The following is a 2,952-nucleotide window of genomic DNA, read 5'->3' on the forward strand; positions in this document are numbered from 1 at the left end:
TTAAGCGCAGGTTATGTGCTGACGCCGACGCTGTAGTGCGATGAAAGGAGGTACAAACAGGAACGCCACAAATCAGGCCGCATGTTTTATTCAGGGGGAAGGTCAGCGAGCAGCTCCCCCCTTTAGGGCCAGGCGCGCACGCCGTTTTCTGCCGGGAAATATATTTTTCGACGCATGACTGCGAAGCAGTCACCGCACTCTCCTCACGCTGTCGGCGTATCGCTTATCAGCCCCTCGGCATTCCTGACAGGAAATCATTTCCTTTATCGCCATTGGGATGGAGTGTGAACAAGCCCATGGGCAAGAAATACCGATCTTTTGTCTGCTTTGTTGCCTGCGTGAACGATGAAGGCGTCAATATTTTCAGTCGCTGTACGAGCCGCTCGATAACAAACTATTACGTAGGTCGATAAATGAGTTACCGTTATTTCCCGGTTCCCCGGTCACAAAGTTGAAATCCATTTCAATAAGATTTTGGAGCCTTGCCCTGTGCTCGTCGGAGTATTGTACTGATTCAATTGACGGCAGATTGTCATAGTGTTCCAGCACCATTTCAAAAAATTCGGTCTGTTTGTACCCGCCTTGATTCCATTCAGTCTCACTTTTCATAACGGCCGAACGACGCCAGGCGTACTCTTGTTCGTCTGATTCATACGATGCCGCACGGCGTTCATTCGTTGTAAATGTGCCGCTATCATCGTAAATAATTAATGCCAGTTGGTCGCGCGTTAATCCCTTAAACGGATTGGAGCCAGAGCCATTGACGAAAGCTGTTGCCTGCTTCGAGCGTTCCAGTAATGCTTGATCATCCGTATCAGGTACTTCGGCATCGTACTTTGCGCGATTATTTTGATAACTTGGCCCGGTGATTTGACTAAGTAACGTTTTCGCCTTTTGTGCCAGTCCCTCACGGCTAGAGCTGGCGTCTCGGGCTTCTGCTCTCACCGCGGCATCGGCCAACTGACGAGCGAGCGTGGAAACAGTGCTTTGTGGCTTTGATTCCGTCTCGCCGGAAATAACAGGTTGATTACTTGTAGATACGTCCGAGTTTTTTCCCGTTGCGTTTGTTTCGCTTGAACGGAGAGGTGTTGCGGACACAGATACGCCATTTACATTCATTGTGATACCTCATCGATATCAGACGCGCCTGAAATAAAATGGCACGCCTGAATATTATGCCAAAGGGCCAATTTATCTCATGGTCAGTTCAACGGTTGAATCATAAGTCGAGTTATTAACCGCTTTAACTGTCATGTTGCATCTTGCTGCATTGCCTTGCGTTACGTTTTTAGTCCATTTGGGAATTTTATTCCCCAATACGATATTCACAGTATATGCAATATCGAATCGACACTCTTTATTTCCAATTTTGTAGCGGAGATGCATGGAACTTACGTCATTAACCGGGCTAGATATAGTATAAGTATCGGCCATGCCCGGTTTGACGGTTTCTTTTGGCGCTGGTGATGCATAAGCCTTAGAAAAAATTTCTGCGCTAGTCGTTGGAGAAAAAACAGCGTCGCCAGAGCTGGATGAACCAAGGTGTTTAAACGTTACATTGAATTTAGGCCCGGCGATGGCCGCACCTGACACAAATAAAGAAACAGCTACGGTAGAAAATATTAGAGGGTTATTGAATTTCACGCGAATTACTCCATGTATATTTTTTAATAAGGTTACAGTCTTTTTACTTCCCATTGATAATAAGGCGGAGTAACGCCAGAGCGCTGTAACCTTAAACCATTTAAATCTCCGCCTCATTATTAGATGCCTTCTTATGACTATTTACCATTAAGAATGGTGTTCGACGATAGTTGTGTCTTTGTCGAGAAAACTTCCGTTCTTTGGTACCTTAGGTGCCGCCATCGCTAAAATTTCGCGTGATTTTCCCATTTAAGTCCGCGCATTGCACATAAGGACAGGAGTACGTATCCGTCAGCAGAGTTCGATTGTCATGGGTGAAGCATTTTCTACGAGCACGGTCGATAATATTGTTGAGACTCATGCCGTTAAGATCACCGTCAACCGGCGAAATTGTGCGGCTGCACAGGCAGAAACACATAAATTTATGGTTGGCTTTTGTCGCCACTTCACTCAATTTCCGTGCCTGATTAAAAAGAGAGTCAACGTTAGCAGAACTTTCCGCAGTGCTGAGTGGTATGTAGTTGTTTGTAATACCGACCATAGCTATCTATTCCTTTTAAGGCTATACCGGAAGTGATTGTCTGTACCTGACAAATAACAGAGGTGTTCCACCGCTTCATCCAAGAAGCTGACAGGGTTAATACTGAGGGTGGCTAACGGCAATAAAACAAAAAACTTTACAGTTTGCTTGCTGGTTTTTTCGATTTGAGCGCGTTTTCATGAACTTTCCTTCATCCCCAACGTTCTTTTTTCGTCTACTGGGGAAAATGACGTACCATAGCCATGCTATTGTGTCAGTATCGCTGCGTAGCTCACCATTCACTTTTTGATGTTGACGAGAATAACATCAAGTTCGGATTGATAAACTCCCACCAAATTTTCCGACGTCACCATCAACATCATCGGGTCTATCGGTGAAGGCTTAAACCCCGCCTGCAGATAAAATTCCAGCACTTCATCAGACAGCGCATAAACCAATATCCCGCTAACGCCGATAGTACCCGCCACCTGAACCACCCGTAGCTTGGCATCCCTTACCAACGTTCGGCCAACACCTTGACCATGTAATGATTTATCTATCGCCAGACGGCTCAGAACCACAAATGATATCGGGTCAGGCATATTGCGGCGAAAGCGTCCGGGAGCGGCATTCGTTGCTATGTAGTCCCCCCTTCCACCAACTCCTTCCATAATCCCCGGATTTCAACGTCTTCGAACTCCTTTTCGCTGATGAAAGGGTAATTAGTCATGCCCAGCTCTTCACCCTGATACACAACCAGCAGCAGGACCTGCTTAACGCTGAAGAGG

Annotated in this window: 3 protein-coding genes and 1 pseudogene; all 4 read right to left on the minus strand. The window is 46.2% G+C overall.

Going from position 1 to position 2,952, the window contains the following annotated elements; all coding sequences use genetic code 11:
• Positions 1 to 363: 363 nt before the first annotated feature.
• Entirely contained in the window at positions 364 to 1,119 is a 756-nt protein-coding gene (locus BLU64_RS16865) for a hypothetical protein (RefSeq protein ID WP_026741591.1), read from the minus strand.
• A 72-nt stretch (positions 1,120 to 1,191) separates the two neighbouring features.
• Positions 1,192 to 1,644 carry a hypothetical protein gene (locus BLU64_RS16870; protein ID WP_071999735.1) on the minus strand — a complete coding sequence of 151 codons (453 nt, stop codon included), beginning with the start codon at positions 1,642 to 1,644 and terminating at the stop codon, positions 1,192 to 1,194.
• Between the two features lie 208 nt (positions 1,645 to 1,852).
• Entirely contained in the window at positions 1,853 to 2,185 is a 333-nt protein-coding gene (locus BLU64_RS16875; protein ID WP_026741590.1) for a hypothetical protein, read from the minus strand.
• 278 nt (positions 2,186 to 2,463) lie between these two features.
• Positions 2,464 to 2,805, minus strand: a pseudogene (locus BLU64_RS16880) (GNAT family N-acetyltransferase); the annotation flags it as partial.
• Between the last annotated feature and the right edge of the window lie 147 nt (positions 2,806 to 2,952).

This window comes from Lonsdalea quercina (assembly GCF_900107885.1).
In the GTDB taxonomy this organism is placed as follows: Bacteria; Pseudomonadota; Gammaproteobacteria; order Enterobacterales; family Enterobacteriaceae; genus Lonsdalea; species Lonsdalea quercina.

Bases quoted from the DNA above. Each gene is read 5' to 3' on its own strand.
- BLU64_RS16875 (WP_026741590.1), bottom strand. From the start codon at position 2,185: ATGGTCGGTATTACAAACAACTACATACCACTCAGCACTGCGGAAAGT.
- BLU64_RS16865 (WP_026741591.1), bottom strand. From the start codon at position 1,119: ATGAATGTAAATGGCGTATCTGTGTCCGCAACACCTCTCCGTTCAAGC.